Source organism: Streptomyces sp. NPDC089919, assembly GCF_040684615.1.
Taxonomy (GTDB): Bacteria; Actinomycetota; Actinomycetes; order Streptomycetales; family Streptomycetaceae; genus Streptomyces.
Genome location: NZ_JBFBGK010000005.1, coordinates 36,955 through 55,686, shown reverse-complemented (window position 1 = coordinate 55,686; position 18,732 = coordinate 36,955). Strand labels below are relative to the sequence as shown.

The window sequence follows — 18,732 nt, the reverse complement described above, 5'->3', positions numbered from 1 at the left end:
GGGAGTCGCGGGTCCGTCCCGGTTCCGTCAGTAGGTGGCGACGGAGACCTCGCCGGCCCCCGACTCCGTCCCGTCGTCGAAGGTCACGGTCACGCGGTAGAAGACCGTGGTGCTCGCCGGGAGCACCGCGTCGTAGTACGAGGTCTCGGTCCGCGCCAGCGGCTTCGCGGTCAGCCGGTCGAAGACCCGGGTGGCCGGGTTCCAGCGGTAGACGTGCAGGCCGGTGGCCTTGTGGCCGCCCGCGTCGGCCTCGGGCGTCAGGCCCAGCCAGCCGATCCGGCTGCCGGAGTTGCCCATGGCGGCGTTGAGGTACCCGACCGGTGCGCCGGTGGGGGCCGGGGTCGCGGCGGCGTCCGGCCGCAGGTCCAGCTCGGTCACGCCGGTGACCGTGGCGCCCGTGGCGGGCGTCAGCTGGTTGCCGTACTGGTCGACGGCGACCACGGCGTAGCGGACCTGCTCGCCGTCGGCCGGAGTGCGGTCGAGGTACTGCGTGCCGGTGATCTCCCGGGGCCGGCTGGTCCAGTCGTCGATGAGCGGCCGGTAGGTCCACTGGCCCTCGGTCTGCGTGCCGCGCAGGACGACGTAGTGGTGGAAGCCCGGTTCGGTCAGGGCGTGCCAGGACAGCGCGACGCCGTTGCCCTTCGGGGCCGCCTGCACACCGGTCACCGCGGCGGGCGCGGTGGTATTGCCCTGCACCTGCACCCGCATCTCCACCGACGGGGTGCCCGGGACGCCGGAGCGGTCCACGGCCGTCACCCAGTAGTAGTACGTACGGCCCGGCCCGGGCGCCACGTCCGTGAAGGACGTGCCCCGGACGTGGTCGCCGACGAGGCGGACGCTCTGGTGCTCGGAGCGCGGCGCGTTCGACTGCCAGACCTGGTAGCCGTCGAAGTCGGCGCTGCTCGCGGCCGAGGGGTCCCAGCTCAGGGTGACGCCCCGCTCGTCCTCCACGGCCCTGGCGTTCAGCGCGGTCTCGGCCGGGGGCGTCCGGTCCTGCGTCATGAACTCCTGCGTCGGCAGCGAGGGGGCCGACTCGTTGCCCGCCCTGTCGACGGCGGTGACGACGTAGTAGTACCAGTCGCCGGTCTGCGGCACCGCCTCCTGGTACGAGGCCCAGCCGATCGGGGTGGGGCCGCTGACCAGGTTCGTCGGGACGGCGGGCACCGTCCGCGAGGTGGCGCGGTAGACGCGGAAGCCGACGACGTCGGGCTCGGTTGAGGAGGCCCAGAACAGCTGGACCTTCTCGACGTTCCCCATCGCCCAGTTCTTGTCCACGCCCAGGGGGGCCGCGGGCGCGGTCCGGTCGGCCGTGGTGACGGACTTGTCGGCGGTGCCGGCCGATTCGTTGCCCGCCTTGTCGACCGCGCGCACCTCGTAGAAGTAGGTCGCACCGGTCCGGGGGAGGCTGGTGTCGGTGTACGCGGCGGTGGTGGTGGTCGCCAGCGGCTTGGCGGGGAAGGCGGCGCCGTCGGCCCGGCGGTAGACGCGGTAGCCGGCGAGGTCCATCTCCTTGTTGGCGCTCCAGCGGAGGGCGGCGTGGTACGAGGAGTAGGTCAGGGCCGGGGCGGCGGGCACCAGCGGCTTGACCTTGTCGACGGTGGCCGAGGTCAGCGGGGCGTAGGAGAACTTCACGTTGGCCAGGCCGGTGAAGTTGGCGTAGTCGATCCGCAGGGTGTGGGTGCCCGCCGGGATCGTGACGTCGACCGTCTTCTTCTGCGTGGTGGAGACGTTCTTCCACAGGTCGGCCTTGCGGACGCCGTCCAGGTAGACCCGGATGCCGTCCCGGGTCTCGGCGGCGAAGCGGAAGGGGCCCCCGGAGCCGAAGTCGCGGGTGAGGGTCCAGCGGACGCCGAAGTTGTCGGCGGGCAGCCCGGTGGCCGGGGCCTTCGAGCCCCAGTTCTGGTCGATCGCGGAGTCGCAGTCCGTCTTCTTCGGGGTGCCGGTCAGCGTGGTGTTGGCGAAGAAGGTCCGGGTGAAGACCGGGGAGGCGCAGGTCACGGCGGCCTCGGCGGCCCCGGCGGCCCCGGCGAGCAGACCGCCGGTGGACGCCAGGACGACGGAGGCGGCCAGGGCCGCGGTGGTACGGCTGCGTCGGCCGGTGGGGGACGGGACACGCGTGGCAGGTCTCATGCCGGTGCAGACCCGCCGGGCGCCACGATGGTTGTATGCGCCCGGCGTTCGCGTTTCGTTGGTTGTGCCGAACCTTTCCGGCCAGGGCCTCTGGAGGGCTGCCACCGACGCCGGCGACAGGCCTCGAGACGGCTGCCACCGGCGCCGGCGACGGTCAGGCGGGCACGCCGGACCGGTCCGACGCGGGTGCGCGGGGGCCGTCGTCGAGGGCGGCGGCGGACAGGCCCCGGCGGGCGAAGTCGAGGTTGGCGGTGACCCGCTCGCGGTGCTCGGCCGGCAGCTTCCCCTCGGCGAGCAGCCGCTCGCAGCACTCCGCCGACTCGGCGTACGCGCCGGTCCAGTAGGCCGCCACGGCCAGTTCGTCCAGCGCGCGCCAGGAGTGCCACTCGAACTCGACGAACAGGATGTCCTCCGGGTACGGGATCCGCACCGCCTGCCGGGCGAACAGGTAGGCCAGCGGCCACCGGCCCTCGGTCCGGTGGATCCGGGCCAGGTCGCCCAGCGCCTCGGCGCGGCTGGGCCGGCTCTCGTACGCCCGCAGGTACCGGTCCGTCACCTCGGCAGCCGGCCGGCCGAGCGCGGCCGCGGCGCGCGCGGCGTAGACCCGGGCGCAGTATGTCTCCTCGGCCCAGCCGCCCAGCGCGACCCGGTGGTCGTAGGCGGCCAGGGACTTCTCCGGCTCGCCCGCGTCGCGCCAGCTCTGCGCCAGGTAGAAGGCGTACCGGGCGTTCCCCGGCTCCTTGGCCAGCCCCTCCGTGAGGATCTCCGCGTCCCGCAGGTACTTCTGCCGCTGCCCGCCCTCCCGGAGCCGCGCCCCGCCGCCGACGGTCCGGATGTGGGCGCCGTCGAGCACACCCCGGCTGGGCTCGGTGCCGCACTCGATGTACTCGTGGAGGACCCCGACGTACCGCCAGGGCAGCCGGGTGGAGACCAGGGCCGGCCGCCAGTGGATGATCGGGCCGTCGTGCAGGGCGACGGCGTACGAGTCGAGGGTCAGCGCCGGCCTGCGGAAGCCGGGCCGGACCTCCAGCTCGTCGTCGCCGTCGATGAAGAACAGGTAGTCGGCGCGGTCGCGGGCGAGGTCGATCGCCTCGGAGCGGCTGCCGTCGAAGCCCTTCCAGGGCCGCTCGTGCAGTTCGCCGGGCAGGTCGGCGAAGCACTCGCGGATGACGTCCTGGGTGCCGTCCGTCGAGCCGGTGTCGACGATGACCCAGGTGTCGATCAGGGGGCGTACCGACTCCAGGCAGCGCCGGATGGTCGGGGCCTCGTTCTTGACGATCATGTTCAGACAGACAGTGGGCTGCACGGTGCCGTCCCGGGTGTGGCCGTCCTGACAGGTCCCCCGTGACGTTAGGGAGGCGGACGGCGCGGGTGGCGGCGGCTCGCCGGGCACCCGGCCGGGCGGGGGGCCGACGCGTCCATCGGTGGGGGTTACCTAGGCCGATGTGTTGATCTGACCGCAGAACCGCTTGGGGAACCGGCGACGGCCGTCAATAGCTGCCTGGAATCGTCGAAACCGCCCGCCGGGGCGTCAGCAGCCGCCGGCCGGGGCCCCGTTCCCAAGGAGCGTCGCAGTGAGTCGTGAGCACCGGACCAGATCACCGCTCGGTCCCCTCCCGCGCAACCGGGTCTGGCTGGCCGGCGGCGCCCTGGCCTCGCTGTCCCTGGTCCTGACGGGTCTGGCCGCCCCCGTCCTGGCGGTGGCCCGGCCGGTCACGGGCGTGCACGCGGCCCCGGCGGGCGGTGGCGGAGGCGAGGGCTGCGAGAAGCGGCCCGGCCCCCGGGCCCACGCGCTGCCCGACGGTGGCGGTGGCGGCGGGCACGACAAGTGCCAGGGCCCCACCGGCCCCACGGGCCCGACCGGTCCCACCGGCCCGCCCGGGCCGAGGGGCGAGACCGGCCCGCAGGGTCCGACCGGCGCCACGGGTGCGACGGGCGGTCCGGGTGCGACGGGTGCGACGGGTGAGACCGGTCCGGCGGGTCCGCAGGGCCCGACCGGTGCCACGGGCGCCACCGGCGGTCCGGGTGCGACGGGCGCGACGGGTGAGACCGGTCCGGCGGGTCCGCAGGGCCCGACCGGTGCCACGGGCGCCACCGGCGGTCCGGGAGCCACGGGTGCGACCGGTGCCACCGGCGCGACCGGCGCCACGGGTGCGACCGGCGGTACGGGTGCCACGGGTCCGACCGGAGCCACCGGCGCCACGGGGGACCCCGGCCCCACCGGGGCAACCGGCCCCCAGGGCCCCCAGGGCCAGATGGGCCCGGCCGGCCCCGCGGGCCCGCAGGGTCCCCAGGGCCCGATCGGCGCGACGGGCGCGACGGGCGAGACCGGGGCCACCGGGGCTACGGGTGCTACGGGCGCCACGGGTGAGACCGGAGCCACCGGCGCCACTGGCGCAACGGGTGCCACTGGAGCCACCGGGGCCACTGGGGCCACTGGGGCCACGGGCGAGACCGGGGCCACAGGTGCGACGGGTGCGACTGGTGCGACCGGCGCCACGGGTGCGACCGGTGCCACCGGTGACACGGGCCCCATCGGCCCGACCGGCCCGCAGGGCCCCCAGGGCCCGATCGGAGCGACGGGTGCCACGGGCGCTACCGGCGCGACGGGTGCCACGGGCGCTACCGGTGCGACGGGTGCCACCGGTGCGACGGGCGCTACCGGCGCCACGGGCGCTACTGGTGCGACGGGAGCCACCGGCGCGACGGGAGCCACGGGAGCAACCGGCGCGACCGGCGGCTGCAACGCCATCGCCAACTACAAGCCCGCCGCCAACCGCGAGATCAAGGCGGTGATGATCAACGGCATCGCCTACGTCGGCATCCGCGGCATCCAGCCGCAGGCCACCAACTTCGACTGGCACAACCTGACCAACCCGGCCCGCAACCCGGGCTACCCGACCGGGGTGGCCTGCGGCATCGCCGTCGACGAGCACTCCAACGGCGCGAACATCGAGATCGCCACCACCACGGGCCAGGTCTGGGAGACCTTCTGCACCATCGACAACCCCACGCCCTCGCTGGGCTGCGGTACGACCGGCGCGGGCAACACCCACCCGTGGGTCCAGGTGCTCCCCGGTCCCACCAGCGCCCCGGCTCTGCGGTCGGCCCCCGCGCTCACCACGTCCCCGGGGACCCTCCACCGGCAGACGCCCGCGCCGGCCGTGCGCAACCAGGCCGTCAAGGCGGACAAGTTCCGGCGTCAGCCGGTCAAGAAGAACCAGCAGGCGGACCAGAAGATGTAGCCGCCCCAGAGAAGTGACGTACCGCGGCCCGGGCCGCCCTCCGGACGATCAGTCCGGGAGGCGGTCCGGGCCGCCGACGTCGGGGCTGGTGAAGTCCGGGCTGCTGTAGCCGGGCCGGCGGGCCGGCTCCTCGGCCGCGGGGCTGGTGAAGTCCGGCCGGGTGTAGCCCAGCTGCGGGATGCGCCCGGCCGGCCGGTACGGCGCCCCGGCGGCCGGGTCCGCCCCGGGATCGGCCAGCGCGTCGCGCAGGAAGGGCAGGATGCCCCGCTCCAGCAGGGCGTGCTGCCAGGCCTCCCGGGCGCGGGAGACCTCCTCGGGTATGTCCTGGGGGTCCTCCGGGACCACCTCGGTGGCGCTGTTGCGGACCGCGGTGACCAGCAGCCCGACGGCGGCGAAGAGGATCGCGAGCACGGTCAGCGCCCCGAAGAGCCAGCCTGCCGTCAGCATGGTGCCGGCGAAGGCGGGCGCCGGGTCCAGCAGCTTCAGCAGGTAGCCGACCAGCAGGAAGATCAGCATGGCCGTGCCGGACAGCACTGGCGCCAGGACCGCCACCACCGCACCGGCCCCGACCCTGCCGGGCGCCTCGTCGGCCGTGGCCGGCCCGCGCAGCGCCGGGTCCCGGTGGTCCTCTCTGACCTTCACGAAGTGCTCGTACTCGGGAGCCGCCGCGCCGATCAGGATGCCGCTGGCGTCCATGGCCATGGTGCGCAACTGTTCGGCGTTCAGGCGTTCACCGATCGAGGCCAGGTCCGGTCGCTCGGGCGCGTTGCGCAGAGCTTCGTCGAGGAGGCGCTGGAATTCCGGGCGGTCCTCGGTCAGCAGGTGCGGAGCGCTGGTCATGTTGCATCCCCCGATGCTCCGTGGGCGCCGGTATGCCCGCGTAGACCGGACAAACGGCGGAAACGGAGGAGAGCCTGCTACGGACAGTGCGATGGTAGAGCGCCCGTGCCGTGCCATGACAGGGGCTTTCGTGAAATACCCCGGACGGTGAACACTCAGTCGCGCAGCGGCAGTTGCCGGACCAGGAGTTTTCCGGCCATGGTCACCCCGCCGTCCATGGCGATGGCGAGTCCGTCGGCGTACACGTGCGGCCCCTCGACGGTGGGTCCGCTGCTGTCGTCGCCGTCCTCCGAACCGACCTCGCCGAGCAGGTACGGAATGGGGCTGTGGCCGTGCACCACGCGCTCGCCGCCGTAGACGTCCAGCAGCTCCCGGACCGCGACCGGGCCGGACTCGTCGTCCCGGAAGGCGAAGCGCTTGGTGAACTTGCGGAACAGGTCCCAGCAGATGTCGGCGTCGTTGCGGTTGAGCAGCTCGTGGATGGTGTCGTTGACGTCCTCGATCGAGTCGCCGTAGTCGAGGTAGGCGGTCGTGTCGGAGTGCAGCAGCAGGTGGCCGTCCTCGAGGGCGGCCGCGTCGAGCCGGGACATCCACTGCAGGTGGACGTCCTCCAGGCGCTCCATGTCGGTGCGCTGACCGCCGTTGAGCAGCCAGGCGGCCTGGAAGGTGGCGGTGCCCGCGCCCGACTGGACGGGGGTGTCGCCGAAGCGCTTGGCGCCGATCAGCAGCAGTTCGTGGTTGCCCATGAGGGCCTTGCAGTAGCCGCCTGCCGCGGCGGCCTCCGCGGAGAGCCGCATGACCAGGTCGATCACGCCGATCCCGTCGGGGCCCCGGTCGGTGAAGTCGCCGAGGAACCAGAGCCGGGCGTTGCCCGCGGACCAGTTGCCCTCGGCGTCGAGCAGGCCCTGGGCGCGGAGTTCGGCGACCAGTTCGTCGAGGTAGCCGTGCACGTCGCCGACCACCCAGAGCGGGCCCGGACCGCCGCGGTCCTCGGGGACGTACTGCACCTGGACGGTGTCCCCCGGGCCCCCCTCGGGCCGCCCGATGACGGGCAGGTCGCGCTGGGTGGGGGTGTAGCCGTCGGGGTCCGCGTCGGGGAGCTGCCCGCCGGCACCGGCCGGCTGGGCCTCGGCGCGGTGGCCGTCCCCGGGGTACGGGTCGGTGGCGTACGGGTTGACGAAGGGGGCGGGGGCCGCCGCCGCGGACGGGGCGGGGCCCTGCGCGGTGAACGGGGCGTGAGCCTCCGGGGCGTACTCGACCTCGGGAACGCGGAAATCCCGGAGCGTATCCGTCCGCATCGCGGGTCCCTGACCGGCCCCCTGAGTCATCGACCCCTCCACCACCTCGCGCTGCCGTACACCTGCGGACCCTCCTGGCCGGAGGGTCCGTGATGTCGTGCGCCCATCATAGGAATGCGGCTCGCGCTGTGTGACGCACCAGGGGTGGTGAATCCTGGACGAACCCGGGCCGGGTTGGTTGTTTCTCCCGGTTTGGGTGGTCTGGGCGGGCGGTGGTGCGGAGCTCTTCCCCGTCGTCAGTCCCCGGCCGGCGAGCGCGGCGGGCTGACGGTGGTCCGCGGCGGCCGGCGCTGCGAGGAGGTCCTGATGATCAGTTCGGTCGGTATCACCTGCTCGACCGGCCGCTCCGTGTCCACCCCTTCGATGGCGTCGATGAGGAGCTGGACGACCGCCGTGCCGATCCGGCGCGGCTTGAGCGAGAGGGTCGTGATGGGCGGTTCGGTGTTCGCGTAGACGGTGGACTCGCTGCAGCAGACGAGCAGCAGGTCGTCGGGGACCCGCAGCCCGTAGCGCCGGGCGGCGGCGAGCAGGTCGGTGCCGTTGGGGTCGAAGAGCCCGTAGACGGCGTCGGGCCGGTCCGGCCGGGCGAGCAGCCGGTCGGCGGCCACCGCGCCGGCGCACGGGTCGTGGGCGGGGTAGGACTCGTAGACCGGGTCCTGGCCGACCCGGGCGCACCAGTTGAGGTACGCGGTCGTGGAGAGCCGGGTGTACGTGTCCGTGGTGGTGCCGGTGAGCAGCCCGATCCGGCGGGCGCCCGCGGCGGCGAGGTGGTCGAGGAGGTCGAGCACGGCCGCCTCGTGGTCGTTGTCCACCCAGGCGGTGACCGGCAGCGAGCCGGCCGGCCGGCCGTCGGAGACCACGGGCAGGCCCTGCCGGACCAGCTCCGTGACCACCGGGTCGTGGTCGGAGGGGTCGATCACCACCGTCCCGTCCAGCGCCACGTTCGACCAGACGTCGTGGCGCGAGGTGGCCGGGAGGATCACCAGGGCGTACCCGCGGGCGAGCGCGGCCGAGGTGGCGGCTCTGGCCATCTCCGCGAAGTACGCGAATTCGGTGAAGGTGAAAGGTTCATCCCCGTAGGTGGTCACGGTCAGGCCGATGAGGCCCGACTTGCCCGTACGGAGCGTTCGGGCCGCGGCGGACGGGCGGTAGCCCAGCCGGTCGGCGACCTCGCGGACGTGGCGGCGGGTGGCGTCCGGCAGCCGGCCCTTGCCATTGAGCGCGTCCGAGACAGTTGTGATCGAGACGCCGGCCGCGGCGGCCACGTCCCTGATGCCTGCCCGTCCTTGCCGGGCGGCCCGCCGGGGGGTCTCCGTCCGGCTCACCTGATGCTTCCCTGCTGCTGTCATGGCGAGCCGATAGTAGGGCTCGGACGGGCGGGTGGTCCGGGTGCATATGCACCCGTTGACAGGCACGATTCTGCATGGTTCGCCACCCCCAATGACCTTGGAAACTAAGGCCGTTGACCGGGAGGGGTCCGAGCTGGGGCCTGTCGGCGGGTACGGGCATGCCAAAGTGGTGATGTTTCGAAGTGGTCTCAACTCACCTTCACGGGGGACGCGCGCCACGGCGCAAGCCACCGGCGCACGCATATATGCATGCGCTCCCCTCATTCCTTCTGCCAGCCATTCTCCGAACGGCGGAATCCTCATAAGGTGAGCAGTATTGAGTTGTAAGGGAAGGTCGAGGAGGACCTGCGGTGAGCGAGAAGAGCCCGAAGCTGCGCGCCGAGCTGGACGGCATCCCCACCTACAAGCCGGGGAAGCCCGCCGCTGCCGGGGGCCCGGTCGCATACAAGCTTTCCTCCAACGAGAACCCGTACCCGCCGCTCCCGGGGGTGCTGGAGAGCGCGGTGGCCGCGGCCGGGAGCTTCAACCGCTACCCCGACATGGCCTGCACGGGCCTGGTGAACGAGCTCGCGGACCGCTTCGGCGTGCCGGTGGAGCACATCGCCACCGGCACCGGCTCGGTGGGCGTGGCCCAGTCGCTGATCCAGTCGACGGCCGGTCCGGGTGACGAGGTCATCTACGCCTGGCGGTCTTTCGAGGCTTATCCGATCATCACGCAGATCTCGGGTGCGACCTCGGTCAAGGTGCCGCTCACCGAGGGCGATGTGCACGACCTGGACGCCATGGCCGCGGCGATCACCGACCGGACCCGGCTGATCTTCGTCTGCAACCCCAACAACCCGACCGGTACGGTCGTGCGCCGGGAGGAGCTGGAGCGCTTCCTGGACCGGGTGCCCTCGGACGTGCTGGTCGTGCTCGACGAGGCGTACCGCGAGTTCATCCGGGACGCGGAGGTGCCGGACGGCATCGAGCTCTACCGGGACCGGCCCAACGTCGCGGTGCTGCGGACCTTCTCCAAGGCGTACGGGCTGGCCGGCCTGCGGGTCGGCTTCGCGGTGGCGCACGAGCCGGTGGCGGCGGCGCTGCGCAAGACCGCGGTGCCCTTCGGCGTGAGCCAGCTGGCCCAGGACGCCGCGGTGGCCTCGCTGCGGGCCGAGGACGAGCTGCTCGGCCGGGTCGGCTCGCTGGTCTGCGAGCGCAACCGCGTCTACGAGGGCCTGGTGGGCCAGGGCTGGACGGTGCCGGTCAGCCAGGCGAACTTCGTCTGGATGCGGCTGGGGGAGCGGACCGCCGCCTTCGCGGCGGCCTGCGAGCAGGCCGGTGTGGTGGTCCGGCCGTTCGCGGGTGAGGGCCTGCGGGTCACGATCGGCGAGCCGGAGGCCAACGACATCTTCCTGCACACGGCGGAGGCGTTCCGCAAGGAGCTGTAGCCGCGCCGGGGCTGGGTCAGACCAGTTCCACGCGGATGGGGTCGCCGTCGCGGACGGTGGCCAGGAGGCGGGGGTCGCCGTCGATCGAGCCGAGCAGGTTGCACGGGCTCGCCAGGCGGCTCTCGCCTCCGCGCGATATCGGGGTCGGGCCGTAGGGCAGGGCGAGGGCGTCGCCGTCGGTCCAGAAGGCGACCGTGCCGGGGTCGACGACCTGCCGGGCGTCGGCCTCGAGCGCCACGGAGACGCCGGTGTCGAAGTAGACCTCCTCGCCCCAGGTGTTGGCGGTGGCGTGGATGGGCAGCGCCGTGGCCAGGGCGGCCGAGGTCGGGGTCTCGTCGAGGCTGGCGGTGAGCTGGCCGGCGGGCCAGGAGATTCGAATCTGCATGGCCGAATTCAACAATATGTTGAATTTCTTGGCTAGAGGTGGACCCCCCGGATGAATCGGCTGAGAACCGGTACGACATAATGCTTGTGAATGTGAACGCGTTCACAAGCGTGTCCTGGTTGATCCCGTTCCGGTCGGGTTTGAGCGGGCAGACTGCGGCTGTGACCACGGCGACGTAAGGAGAAGACGACGTGGACCTAGCTTTGGCGCCGGAGACTCTGGCGCGATGGCAGTTCGGCATCACCACCGTCTACCACTTCCTCTTCGTCCCCCTGACGATCTCCCTCGCGGCGCTGACCGCCGGGTTGCAGACCGCCTGGGTGCGGACGGAGAAGGAGAAGTACCTCAAGGCCACGAAGTTCTGGGGCAAGCTCTTCCTGATCAACATCGCGATGGGTGTCGTCACCGGCATCTGGCAGGAATTCCAGTTCGGCATGAACTGGTCGGACTACTCGCGGTTCGTCGGCGACATCTTCGGGGCGCCCCTGGCCTTCGAGGCGCTGATCGCGTTCTTCTTCGAGTCCACCTTCATCGGGCTGTGGATCTTCGGCTGGGACAAGCTGCCGAAGAAGATCCACCTCGCCTGCATCTGGATGGTGTCCATCGGCACCGTCCTGTCCGCGTACTTCATCCTGGCGGCCAACTCCTGGATGCAGCACCCGGTCGGCTACCGGATCAACAAGGCCACCGGCCGGGCCGAGCTGACCGACTTCTGGGCGGTGCTCACCCAGAACACCGCCCTGACCCAGGTCTTCCACACGCTCTCCGCCGCGTTCCTGACCGGCGGCGCGTTCATGGTCGGCATCGCGGCCTACCACCTGGCGCGCAAGAAGCACATCACCGTGATGCGCTCCTCGCTGCGGCTGGGGCTGGTCACGGTCGTGATCGCCGGCATGCTCACCGCACTCAGCGGCGACTTCCTCGGCAAGGTCATGTTCAAGCAGCAGCCGATGAAGATGGCCGCCGCCGAGGCCCTGTGGGACGGCCAGGACGGAGCGCCCTTCTCGATCTTCGCGTACGGGGACGTGGACAAGGGCCACAACACCGTCGCCATCGAGATCCCCGGAATACTGTCCTTCCTCGCCAACGACGACTTCACCTCCTTCGTCCCCGGCATCAAGGACATCAACAAGGCCGAGCAGGAGAAGTACGGGCCCGGCGACTACCGGCCCAACATCCCGGTCGCCTTCTGGGGCTTCCGCTGGATGATCGGCTTCGGCATGGCCTCCTTCATGCTCGGCATCCTGGGCCTGTGGCTGACCCGGAAGAAGTTCATGCTGCCGCCGGCGCTGCGCACCGGTGACGACGAGGTGCCGAGGCTGGTGCTGTACAAGAAGCCCCTCGGCGACCAGCTGACCAAGTGGTTCTGGCGGGCGGCCGTCTGGACCCTGGCCTTCCCGCTGATCGCGAACTCCTGGGGCTGGATCTTCACCGAGATGGGCCGCCAGCCGTGGGCCGTCTACGGCGTGCTGCGCACCCGGGACGCGGTCTCCCCCGGCGTCTCCAACGGCGAGGTCATCACCTCGATGGTCGTGCTCACCCTGATCTACGCCATCCTCGCGGTGGTCGAGGTCAAGCTGCTCGTGAAGTACGTCAAGGCCGGCCCCCCGGAGCTCACCGAGGCCGATCTCAACCCGCCCACCAAGATCGGCGGCGACGACAAAGACGCCGACCGGCCGATGGCCTTCTCGTACTGAGGCTGAGGAGCGCGAGACATGCAACTCCACGACGTCTGGTTCGTACTCATCGCGGTCCTGTGGATCGGCTACTTCTTCCTGGAGGGCTTCGACTTCGGAGTCGGCGTACTGACCAAGCTGCTGGCCCGGGACCGGACCGAGAAGCGGGTCCTGATCAACACCATCGGGCCGGTCTGGGACGGCAACGAGGTCTGGCTGCTCACCGCGGGCGGCGCCACCTTCGCCGCCTTCCCCGAGTGGTACGCCACCCTCTTCTCCGGGTTCTACCTGCCGCTGTTCTTCATCCTGATCTGCCTGATCTTCCGGGGCGTCGCCTTCGAGTACCGCGCCAAGCGGCCCGAGGAGAACTGGCAGCGCAACTGGGAGCAGGCGATCTTCTGGACCTCGCTGATCCCGGCGTTCCTGTGGGGCGTGGCCTTCGCCAACATCGTCCGCGGTGTGAAGATCGACGCCCACAAGGAGTACGTGGGCAACTTCTGGGACCTGCTCAACGTCTACTCGATCCTCGGCGGCCTGGTCACCCTCACCCTCTTCACCTTCCACGGCGCGGTGTTCACCTCGCTCAAGACGGTCGGTGACATCCGAGTGCGGGCCCGCCGGCTGGCCCTGTGGCTGGGTGCGCTGACGGCCGTCCTGGCCCTGGTCTTCCTGATCTGGACCCAGGTCTCGAAGGGCGACGGCAAGAGCCTGGCCGCGATGATCGTGGCGGTGCTGGCGCTGGTCGGTGCCCTCGGCGCGATCGCCGCCGGGCGCGAGGGCTGGTCCTTCGCCCTCTCGGGCGTCACCATCGCCGCCGCCGTGGCGATGCTGTTCCTGACCCTCTTCCCGAACGTCATGCCCTCCTCGCTGGACGACGCGTGGAACCTGACGGTCACCAACGCCTCGTCCAGCGCGTACACCCTGAAGATCATGACCTGGTGCGCGGCGGTGGCCACTCCGCTGGTGCTGCTCTACCAGGGCTGGACCTACTGGGTGTTCCGCAAGCGGATCGGCACCCAGCACATCGCCGATCCCGTCCACTGACGGTTCCGCCGCCTTCCTGTCGAGGGGGATGTTTCACGTGAAACCGATCGACCCGCGCTTGCTCCGGTACGCCCGTGCCACCCGTCGCTTCCTGGCGGCGGTGGTGGCCCTCGGCCTCCTCGGGGCGGGGCTGGTCGTCGGTCAGGCGATGCTCATCGCCGAGATCGTGGTGGGCTCCTTCCAGGAAGGCCGGGGGACCGCGGAGCTGCGAACCCCCCTGGTGCTGCTCGCGGCGGTGGCCCTGGGCCGGGGGCTGGTCTCCTGGCTGACCGAACTCGCCGCCCACCGGGCGAGCGCGGCGGTCAAGTCGGAACTGCGCGGCCGGCTGCTGGAACGGGCCTCCGGGCTGGGCCCCGGCTGGCTGGGCGGCCAGCGCACCGGCTCGCTGGTGGCCCTGGCCACCCGGGGCGTGGACGCACTGGACGACTACTTCGCGCGGTACCTGCCCCAGCTGGGGCTGGCCGTGGTGGTCCCGGTGGCGGTGCTGGCCCGGATCGTCACCGAGGACTGGGTGTCCGCGGCGATCATCGTGGTCACCCTGCCGCTGATCCCCGTGTTCATGATGCTGATCGGCTGGGCCACCCAGGCCCGGATGGACCGTCAGTGGACCCTGCTGTCCCGGCTGTCGGGGCACTTCCTCGACGTGGTGGCCGGGCTGCCGACCCTGAAGGTCTTCGGCCGGGCCAAGGCCCAGGCCGAGTCGATCCGGGCCATCACCGCCGACTACCGGCGGGCGACCCTGAAGACCCTGCGGATCGCGTTCCTCTCCTCCTTCGCCCTGGAACTGCTGGCCACCCTCTCCGTGGCGCTGGTGGCGGTGACCATCGGCATGCGGCTGGTCCACGGCGATCTGGACCTCTACACCGGCCTGGTCATCCTGATCCTGGCGCCGGAGGCCTACCTGCCGCTGCGCCAGGTGGGCGCGCAGTACCACGCGGCGGCCGAGGGACTGGCCGCCGCGGAGCAGATCTTCGCGGTACTGGAGGCCGGTACGGGCACCGCCCCGGGCACCGCCCCGGTACCGGACGCCGCCGTCGAGCTGCGGGTGGAGGAGGTCGCGGTCCGCTACCCGGGCCGCGCGGAGCAGGCCCTCGCCCCGCTGTCGCTGACGGTGCGACCGGGCGAGACGGTGGCCCTGACCGGGCCGAGCGGGGTGGGCAAGTCCACCCTGCTCCAGGTGCTGCTCGGCTTCGTCCCGCCCGAGCAGGGCCGGGTGCTGGCCGGTGGGGTGGACCTGGCGGAGGCCCGCCCGGCCGACTGGCACGCCCGGATCGCGTGGGTGCCGCAGCGCCCGCACCTGTTCGCCGGCTCCATCGCCGAGAACGTCCGACTGGCCCGGCCCGGGGCCACCGGGCCCGAGGTGGCGCAGGCCCTGCGGGACGCCGGGGCCTGGGAGTTCGTGTCGGCCCTGCCGCGCGGGGCCGACACCCTGCTGGGCGAGGGCGGCCTCGGACTGTCGGCCGGCCAGCGCCAGCGGCTGGCGCTGGCCCGGGCCTTCCTGGCGGACCGGCCGGTCCTGCTGCTGGACGAGCCCACGGCCGCCCTGGACGGCGAGACCGAGGCGGGGATCGTCGAGGCGGTCCGCCGGCTCGCGGTGGGCCGCACGGTGCTGATGGTCGTCCACCGGCCCGCGCTGCTGGCCGTCGCGGACCGGGTGGTGCGGCTGGAGCCGGCCCCGGACCCCACGGCGTCCGCGGCCCCCGGCCGGGGCCCCCGCACGGCGCGGGCCGCCGCGGACCCCGCCGCCCTGCTCCCCCTCGAACTCCCCGGGACCGCCCCCGACCGCGGCGCGGCGCCGGGGCCCGGCGGGGTGCTGCGACGGGTCCGCCGGGCCGCCCGGGCGCGCCGGGGCGGGCTGGCCCTGGCGCTGCTGCTGGGCAGTGCGGCCACCGCCTCGGCGGTGGGCCTGATGGCCGTCTCGGGCTGGTTGATCTCCCGGGCCTCCGAGCAGCCGCCGGTGCTGTACCTGATGGTGGCGGTCACCGCGACCCGGGCCTTCGGGATCGGCCGGGCCGTGTTCCGGTACGCGGAGCGGCTGGTCTCCCACGACGCGGTCCTGTGGATGCTGGCCGAGCTGCGGGTCTCCGTCTACCGGCGGCTGGAGCGGATCGCCCCGGCGGGACTGCGCCACACCCGGCGCGGGGACCTGCTGACCCGGCTGGTGGCCGATGTCGACGCGCTGCAGGACTACTGGCTGCGCTGGCTGCTGCCGGTGGCCACGGCGGTGCTGGTGGGCGCCGGTTCGGCCGGGTTCCTGGGGTGGCTGCTGCCCGAGGCGGGTGCGGTGCTCGCCGGGGGGCTGCTGCTCGCCGGGGCCGGCGTCCCGCTGGTGACCGCGGCGGTGGCCCGGCGGGCCGAGCGCCGGCTCGCCGGGGCCCGCGGGGAGCTGGCCACCGAGGTGGCCGACCTGTTGACCGGTACGGCCGAACTGACCGTGGCGGGGGCGCTGCCGGACCGGCTGGCCCGGGCCCGGACGGCCGATGCCGAGCTGACCCGGATCGCCCGCCGGGGCGCCGCCGCGACCGGCCTGGGCGCCGGGCTCTCCGCGCTGGTCTGCGGGCTCACGGTGGTGCTGGCCGCGCTGGCGGGCGTGGCCGCGGTGCGCGAGGGGCGGCTGTCCGGAGTGGCCCTGGCCGTGGTGGTGCTCACCCCGCTGGCGGCCTTCGAGGCGGTGGCCGGGCTCCCGTCGGCCGTCCAGTACCGCCAGCGCGTGCGGCGCAGCGCCGAGCGGGTCTACGAAGTGCTCGACGCCCCCGAGCCGGTGCGGGCCCCGGACTCCCCCGCCCGGCCGCCGGCCGGTCCCTTCCCGCTGCACCTGCGCGGGCTGCGGGCCCGGCACCCCGGGCAGGAGGGCGAGGCCCTCGCCGGGGTCGACCTCACCCTGACGGCCGGCCGCCGGATCGCGGTGGTCGGGCCCTCCGGCTCGGGCAAGACCACCCTCGCCCAGGTGCTGCTGCGCTTCCTGGACGCCGAGCACGGCTCGTACACCCTCGGCGGCACCGACGTCCGGGTGCTGGACGAGGACGCGGTCCGGCGGTCCGTCGGGCTGTGCGCCCAGGACGCGCACATCTTCGACAGCACGGTCCGCGAGAACCTGCGGCTGGCCCGGACCGGTGCCGGGGACGAGGAACTGCGGGCGGCGCTGGCCGCGGCCCGGCTGCCGCTGGAGCTGGACACTCCGGTGGGCGAGCACGGCGAGCGGATCTCCGGCGGCCAGCGGCAGCGGCTGGCACTGGCCCGGGCACTGCTCGCGGACTTCCCCGTGCTCGTCCTGGACGAGCCGGCCGAGCACCTGGACCTGGCGACCGCGGACGCGCTGACCGAGGACCTGCTGGCGGCCACCGAGGGCCGCACCACCGTGCTGATCACCCACCGGCTGGCCGGTCTGGAGGCGGTGGACGAGGTGCTGGTGCTGGCTGCCGGACGGGTGGTCCAGCGGGGGGCGTACGCGGAACTGGCCGAGGCACCGGGACCGCTGCGGGCGATGCTGGAACGCGAGCGGCACGCCGACCGGCTGCTGGCCGGCCTTTCCACGGGCCGGCCGACTTTCCACAGCAAATGGGACTAACTAGGCTCAAGGTCATGTCAGTGCAGGAGCCCCAGGAATCCACCGACCCGCTCGACGCCGCCGCCCGGGCGACACACAGCCTGCAAGGCCTGTCCACCGAGCTCACCGCGCGGGTCCCGCAGCTGCTGGAGGCCATGCGGTCGGTCGGCACCGGGCTGGAACTGCACTCCACCCTCGACCGGATCTGCGAGACGGCCGCCGAGCTGGCCGACGCCCAGTACGCGGCCATCGGGGTGGTGGACGTCGAGGGCAAGGGCCTATCCGACTTCGTGACGTACGGGATCTCCGACGCCGCGGCCCGGCGGATCGGGCACCGGCCGGACGGGCAGCGGGGCCTGCTGGGCGCGCTCATCAAGGACCCGGACCCGGTCCGGCTCGCCGACCTCACCGCCGACCCGCGGTCCGCCGGCTTCCCGCCGCACCACCCGCCGATGCGGACCTTCCTGGGCGTCCCCATCAGGGTCCAGGGCGAGATCTTCGGCAACCTCTACCTGGCGGAGAAGCGCGGCGGCGCCGAGTTCAACGACTACGACCTGCACATGGTCCGGGTGCTCGCCACCGAGGCGGGCATCGCCATCGGCAACGCCCGGCTGTACGAGGCGGCCACCCAGCGGGAGCGGTGGATCGACGGGTCGGTGGCGGTGACCACCGCCCTGCTGTCCGGCGGGGACGCGGACGACGCCCTGGCCGTGGTCGCGGAGCAGGCCCGGCACCTGGCCGACTCGGCCGCGGGCATCGTGCTGCTGCCCGCCGAGGACGGCGGGATGGAGATCGTCGCGGTCTCCTCGGACAACCCCGCCACCTCGCTCGGGGTGGTGATCCCGGCGGAGAGTCCGGTGGTGGAGAAGCTGATGGCCGGCGAGCCGGTCTTCGTCACCGACGCGGCCAGCGATCCCCGCATGATCAGCCGGCTGACCAGCCAGTACGGGCCCTGCATGATGGTGCCGCTGCAGAGCGGCGGGCGGGTGCTCGGGGCCCTGGTGACGCCCCGGGGGCGGGGGCAGCGGGCGTTCAGCGAGTCCGAGCGGACCCTGGCCACCCAGTTCGCCTCGCAGGCGGCGCTGGCCCTGATGATGGCCGAGGCACAGCGGGACCGGGAGCGGCTGGCGGTGTTCGAGGACCGCGACCGGATCGCCCGTGACCTGCACGATCTGGTGATCCAGCGGCTGTTCGCCACCGGGATGATGCTGGAGGGGGCGCAGCGCCGGTCGATCGTGCCGGAGGTGCGCGACGGGGTGGGCAAGGCCGTCGACGAGCTGGACGTGACCATCCAGGAGATCCGGACCGCGATCTTCGCCCTCCAGCAGGGGCCGGCCGAGGCGCCCTCGGGGCTGCGCACCCGGGTGCTGCGCGAGATCAACATGGCGGCGGTGCCGCTGGGGTTCAAGCCCGCGCACCGCTTCCTGGGCGCGGTCGACGCGGTGGTGGGCGAGCTGGTCGGCAAGAACCTGATCGCGGCGCTGCGCGAGGCGCTGTCGAACGCCTTCCGGCACGCCGAGGCCGGCCGGATCGAGGTCGTCCTGGACGCCACCGCCGCGCTGCCGGACGGCCGGCCCGCGGTCCGGCTGGAGGTGGCGGACGACGGGGTGGGCATCCCGGAGGGCGGCCGCCGCAGCGGCCTGCGCAACCTGCGCCGCCGGGCCGAGTCCCTGGGCGGCAACAGCTGGTACGGCCCCGGCCTCGGCGAGGACGGCGGCGGTACGACGCTGGTCTGGGAGGCCCCGCTCTAGCGGGGTGTCGGCCCTGATCAGCCGGACACCCGTGGGG

At 73.0% G+C, this 18,732-nt stretch carries 12 protein-coding genes; 6 read left to right on the top strand and 6 right to left on the bottom strand.

Annotation, left to right across the window (positions count from 1 at the left end; all coding sequences use genetic code 11):
* Positions 1 to 27 precede the first annotated feature (27 nt).
* Positions 28 to 2,130, bottom strand: a complete 2,103-nt coding sequence (locus AB0O40_RS03820; RefSeq protein WP_365035290.1) for a PA14 domain-containing protein — start codon at positions 2,128 to 2,130, stop codon at positions 28 to 30.
* Between the two features lie 154 nt (positions 2,131 to 2,284).
* Positions 2,285 to 3,436 carry a glycosyltransferase gene (locus AB0O40_RS03815; protein WP_365035288.1) on the bottom strand — a complete coding sequence of 384 codons (1,152 nt, stop codon included), beginning with the start codon at positions 3,434 to 3,436 and terminating at the stop codon, positions 2,285 to 2,287.
* Positions 3,437 to 4,925: 1,489 nt separating this feature from the next.
* Between AB0O40_RS03815 and AB0O40_RS03810 the strand changes: the two genes are divergently transcribed.
* Complete coding sequence (locus tag AB0O40_RS03810; RefSeq protein ID WP_365035286.1) at positions 4,926 to 5,375, top strand: hypothetical protein; 450 nt, start codon at positions 4,926 to 4,928, stop codon at positions 5,373 to 5,375.
* A gap of 48 nt (positions 5,376 to 5,423) precedes the next feature.
* Here the strand turns inward: AB0O40_RS03810 and AB0O40_RS03805 are convergent, their stop codons facing one another.
* From AB0O40_RS03805 to AB0O40_RS03795, 3 genes are all read right to left on the bottom strand, one after another.
* Positions 5,424 to 6,215, bottom strand: coding sequence for a hypothetical protein (locus tag AB0O40_RS03805; RefSeq protein ID WP_365035284.1), 792 nt, complete (start codon positions 6,213 to 6,215; stop codon positions 5,424 to 5,426).
* Positions 6,216 to 6,370: 155 nt separating this feature from the next.
* Positions 6,371 to 7,558 carry a metallophosphoesterase gene (locus AB0O40_RS03800; protein ID WP_365035282.1) on the bottom strand — a complete coding sequence of 396 codons (1,188 nt, stop codon included), beginning with the start codon at positions 7,556 to 7,558 and terminating at the stop codon, positions 6,371 to 6,373.
* Between the two features lie 191 nt (positions 7,559 to 7,749).
* Positions 7,750 to 8,862 (bottom strand): LacI family DNA-binding transcriptional regulator, encoded by a 1,113-nt coding sequence (locus AB0O40_RS03795; protein ID WP_365035280.1) that lies wholly within the window; start codon positions 8,860 to 8,862, stop codon positions 7,750 to 7,752.
* 350 nt (positions 8,863 to 9,212) lie between these two features.
* On the opposite strand from AB0O40_RS03795, the gene hisC reads away from it, so the two are divergent.
* Positions 9,213 to 10,292 carry a histidinol-phosphate transaminase gene (gene hisC / locus AB0O40_RS03790; protein ID WP_365035279.1) on the top strand — a complete coding sequence of 360 codons (1,080 nt, stop codon included), beginning with the start codon at positions 9,213 to 9,215 and terminating at the stop codon, positions 10,290 to 10,292.
* 16 nt (positions 10,293 to 10,308) lie between these two features.
* On the opposite strand, the gene AB0O40_RS03785 is transcribed toward hisC, so the two are convergent.
* Positions 10,309 to 10,677: a cyclophilin-like fold protein gene (locus AB0O40_RS03785; protein WP_365035277.1), complete on the bottom strand. Its 369-nt coding sequence runs from the start codon at positions 10,675 to 10,677 to the stop codon at positions 10,309 to 10,311.
* Positions 10,678 to 10,868: 191 nt separating this feature from the next.
* Here AB0O40_RS03785 and AB0O40_RS03780 point away from each other — a divergent pair, with 191 nt between their 5' ends.
* From AB0O40_RS03780 to AB0O40_RS03765, 4 genes are read left to right on the top strand one after another with little or no spacing between them, the layout of a single operon-like run.
* Positions 10,869 to 12,374, top strand: coding sequence for a cytochrome ubiquinol oxidase subunit I (locus AB0O40_RS03780; protein ID WP_365035275.1), 1,506 nt, complete (start codon positions 10,869 to 10,871; stop codon positions 12,372 to 12,374).
* Positions 12,375 to 12,392: 18 nt separating this feature from the next.
* Positions 12,393 to 13,397, top strand: coding sequence for a cytochrome d ubiquinol oxidase subunit II (gene cydB / locus AB0O40_RS03775; protein WP_365035273.1), 1,005 nt, complete (start codon positions 12,393 to 12,395; stop codon positions 13,395 to 13,397).
* A gap of 37 nt (positions 13,398 to 13,434) precedes the next feature.
* On the top strand, positions 13,435 to 16,965 hold the full coding sequence (gene cydD / locus AB0O40_RS03770; RefSeq protein WP_365035271.1) for a thiol reductant ABC exporter subunit CydD: 3,531 nt from the start codon (positions 13,435 to 13,437) through the stop codon (positions 16,963 to 16,965).
* Between the two features lie 14 nt (positions 16,966 to 16,979).
* Positions 16,980 to 18,695, top strand: a complete 1,716-nt coding sequence (locus AB0O40_RS03765; RefSeq protein WP_365035269.1) for a GAF domain-containing protein — start codon at positions 16,980 to 16,982, stop codon at positions 18,693 to 18,695.
* Positions 18,696 to 18,732 lie beyond the last annotated feature (37 nt).